At 32.9% G+C, this 3303-nt stretch carries 4 protein-coding genes; 2 read left to right on the plus strand and 2 right to left on the minus strand.

Going from position 1 to position 3303, the window contains the following annotated elements:
• Positions 1-200: 200 nt before the first annotated feature.
• Complete coding sequence (locus ACIPKN_RS26810; RefSeq protein ID WP_400942044.1) at positions 201-491, plus strand: PadR family transcriptional regulator; 291 nt, start codon at positions 201-203, stop codon at positions 489-491.
• Between the two features lie 335 nt (positions 492-826).
• Entirely contained in the window at positions 827-1081 is a 255-nt protein-coding gene (locus tag ACIPKN_RS26815; protein WP_400942047.1) for a hypothetical protein, read from the plus strand.
• Positions 1082-1498: 417 nt separating this feature from the next.
• Here the strand turns inward: ACIPKN_RS26815 and ACIPKN_RS26820 are convergent, their stop codons facing one another.
• Both ACIPKN_RS26820 and ACIPKN_RS26825 read right to left on the minus strand, forming a co-directional pair.
• The gene (locus ACIPKN_RS26820; protein WP_400942050.1) at positions 1499-2155 is read right to left on the minus strand and encodes a hypothetical protein; all 657 of its coding nucleotides are present in this window, start codon (positions 2153-2155) and stop codon (positions 1499-1501) included.
• 442 nt (positions 2156-2597) lie between these two features.
• Complete coding sequence (locus tag ACIPKN_RS26825; protein WP_400942053.1) at positions 2598-3179, minus strand: hypothetical protein; 582 nt, start codon at positions 3177-3179, stop codon at positions 2598-2600.
• Positions 3180-3303: the final 124 nt, after the last annotated feature.

Raw genomic sequence — 3303 nt, forward strand, 5'->3', positions numbered from 1 at the left:
TTTTGTTATGGTGACTTAATTTTATCAGAAGTGGTCCTTATTTTTTATGACAAAAATTCAAAGCCGGTGAAATTTTACTGATCGTAAAATTTCACTGGCTTTTTAGTTTAGGGAGGGGTTTTGTCCCAGCCTCTTTAAATAATTTAATACCTTGCTTTATTAGGTAATGTATATTATAAATAAATAAAGAGGTGTAAAAATTGGAATTTAACAAAGAGGTTTTAAAAGGGCATATTGATACATTAATCCTCTCGTTATTACATAGCAAAGATATGTATGGATATGAAATAGCAAAATTGACTCGTGAAAAAAGTGAAGACCAATTTGAACTAAAAGAAGGTACACTTTATTTGTCATTAAAGAGATTAGAAAATAACAAATGGATTTCTTCTTACTGGGGTGATGAACAAGGACTAGGCGGAAGAAGAAAATATTATAAACTTACATCATTAGGTGAAGAGGGCTTTGAAGAAAAGCGTAAGGAAAAGTAATCTGAGTGTTTTTTTGTCAAAAGCTTCCCTTTAGTTTCATAACAAGAAGTTAAGTCATTTCGTCTATTCAATCTCCACACTGATTTTTGTATGATTTAGAACCTTATACCATCACTATACTAACATATAACCCCACTTTTTTTGAACTTTATTGAACTTACCTGCCCCTTTAGTTGAAGAAGAACCTTTTCTTCTATTGCACATTTTTTCGGAATACATCTCAAATTCCTAACAGTTCGTATTAACAATAAGAAAATAAAAAGTTCAAGATCGAAACTTAACGACATTATTGTACGTATATTATAAATAGTCTGAAATCAAAAAGGAGCCTAGCTATGAAACATTTATCAATTTATGTTTTTATCTTTAACTTACTTTTTTATGGACTAACCATTTTTAATATTGATCTTGTTCCAGGTATAGTATGGCGAAGCGTATTAATTACAGGACCTATAATAGGGGTTATCTTAGCTTTGTTGTATTCTAAAGGAAAATTGAAAGTAATAGGATTATCCGGGAATTTATTCATTTTTGTCATTGCCATACTTTTGCCGTATATTGTTACAACATTTATTTGGAACCGACCATAGCAAGTGCACTTCTGCAGAGCCAATATCTAAGAGATGTGCTTAGATATTGGCTCATTTAATCTGAAATTTATTAATTATTCTGCTAAGTTTTTTGTTATCTGTGTTGCGCCGTATGTTCTAATTGTCTATTATCCTTCAATTTCAATTTTCTCTAATTCCAAGTGTTGAACAGTTTTATTCTATTCGTCATACTTATAGCTGCATTTATACATATACAAATACTGCTTTTTTTATGAAATCGAAGTAATTCTCTAGATAGAAATTGACTTATCACTTAGATTGTATTGCATCTTAGTCTGTAGCTAAATAATCACTATTTCGGATTCTTCAATTTTTCACTAATGCGACATAAAAACAATGGAATTTATCAAATTTCTTATTGAACTAACCTGCACCGTTAGTTCAATTACGGCTGTGCTATATCTCCCACTTGATGCCAAGTTCTGCAAATGATATTCTGCTTTCGTTAAGACCTTCCTCATCGTCTGATTGAATCATTTTTATTTCACTATCCATCAATATAATTTCACCAGAAGGGTTACTTATTTTTCTCTCAAAGATGGAGTAAAGCAAATTTATTTGAGAATCGGACATATCGTAGTATTCTTTCCATTCATTTATTGCTGTTTCAATATCTTTAGTTTGAATTTCGATAAGAAAACCTCCGTTTTCAATAAAGTCCTCAAAACTATCGTTTGAATATGTCCCAACATCGCCTTCCCAAAAGGCAGTAGTAATGACTGGGACTGTATCTCCATCAATTTCATCTAACAAATATTGAAGGGTTTCGTTAACAGCTAACTGATTTACTTCCTTGGGAGCACCGTTAAAATAATCCAAAGCATCTATATACTCTCGTTCACTAAATTCGTTTCGGAAGGTACCTACAACGTAGTTGGGATTGAAGGTTATTGTCCCACGAGCACCTGAACTATCCTGAACGTTGTAATTAATGTCATCCCAGGAATGTTCATTTGACAATTCGGGATAGTGAGCGACCATAATAGCGTGGGCTATTGAAGCCAAAATGCATCCTCCCCAAAGGTGTTCCCTTTGCCAATTTAGCTTTTTCATAAATTTAATTCCCTTCATTTAACTTTCGAATTTATCATTATTAATTCGACGACGATTTCCAATTAACCTTCTTCAACTAACCGCCCCGTTAGCCATCCATGTAGCGCAAAAACCAGCGCTACACCACAGAAAATGAAAGATGATTAAGTTCTTTCATGGGAGTACAATAAGAAAAAAGAACTGTCTAAAACAGCTTAATGTTCTTCAAGTAAAGCACCCGTTAGCCCTCCATGAAGCGCGAAAATAATCTCTTCACCACAGAAAATGAAAGATGATTAAGTTCTTTCATGGGAGTTGAACAAGAAAAGTGAAGCTTATTCAACTAAAGCCCCTGTAATTGAAGTATAGGAACGATTAAAAAATGCAAGTTTAAAGTGTCTAATATACAGGTTTTTATTCAGTAGCGGAATGGGTACGTTATTTATTTTAAGAAAATTTTTCTTTACTGAGAATTCAATTTCGAAAAAAATAATTGGAACTCCCGAATATTATTTTTTATACTAGCTCTAGAATAAAAGTGATAAATATAGTTATCTTTCTCCCAATGTACCATCCAGCTTTTATATTTGGTATTTTGTCGACACAAAATAATTTCATTAACTGGGATGTGTAAAATCGATCCACTTACTTTTTTGATATTCCAACTCTGCCTAGTTCCAATTTTATGACCTGTAAACTGAGGAAGCGAATCTGATAATTCTCTAGGGGCAATCCATAGCCAAAATCCGTTTGTAAAGTCTTCTTGAGAACGATATAAAAAATGATACTCTGAACCAGATTCATATTCTTTATAACCTATTGAATCTAAAAAAAATTCATTATGATTTTTAGGAGTCTTAATTCCTAGGCTTTCTTCAATTCGTATTTTCTTGTTAGCCTCGTACCAAGCTACACGAGAAACTTCGTCATCGGTATCCCATTTGGATTTGTTATAACGAGCGGTGTAACTACAGGTAGTAAAAGACTGTTCACCTATTATGCGAATTGAATCGTTATCAACTGCTTTTAAACTTTCTAATACCATTAAAATTTCTTTTTCATCAAAAGTCCCCTCTCGTATATTAGTAGTAAGAGCTCTATCCGATATAATTTCCAGTTGATCCGGACAACTGGGGATCTGTTGGGTTTCCTATAGGAGATAGTCGCCT

Source organism: Lysinibacillus sp. NPDC086135, from assembly GCF_044746345.1.
In the GTDB taxonomy this organism is placed as follows: domain Bacteria; phylum Bacillota; class Bacilli; order Bacillales_A; family Planococcaceae; genus Lysinibacillus.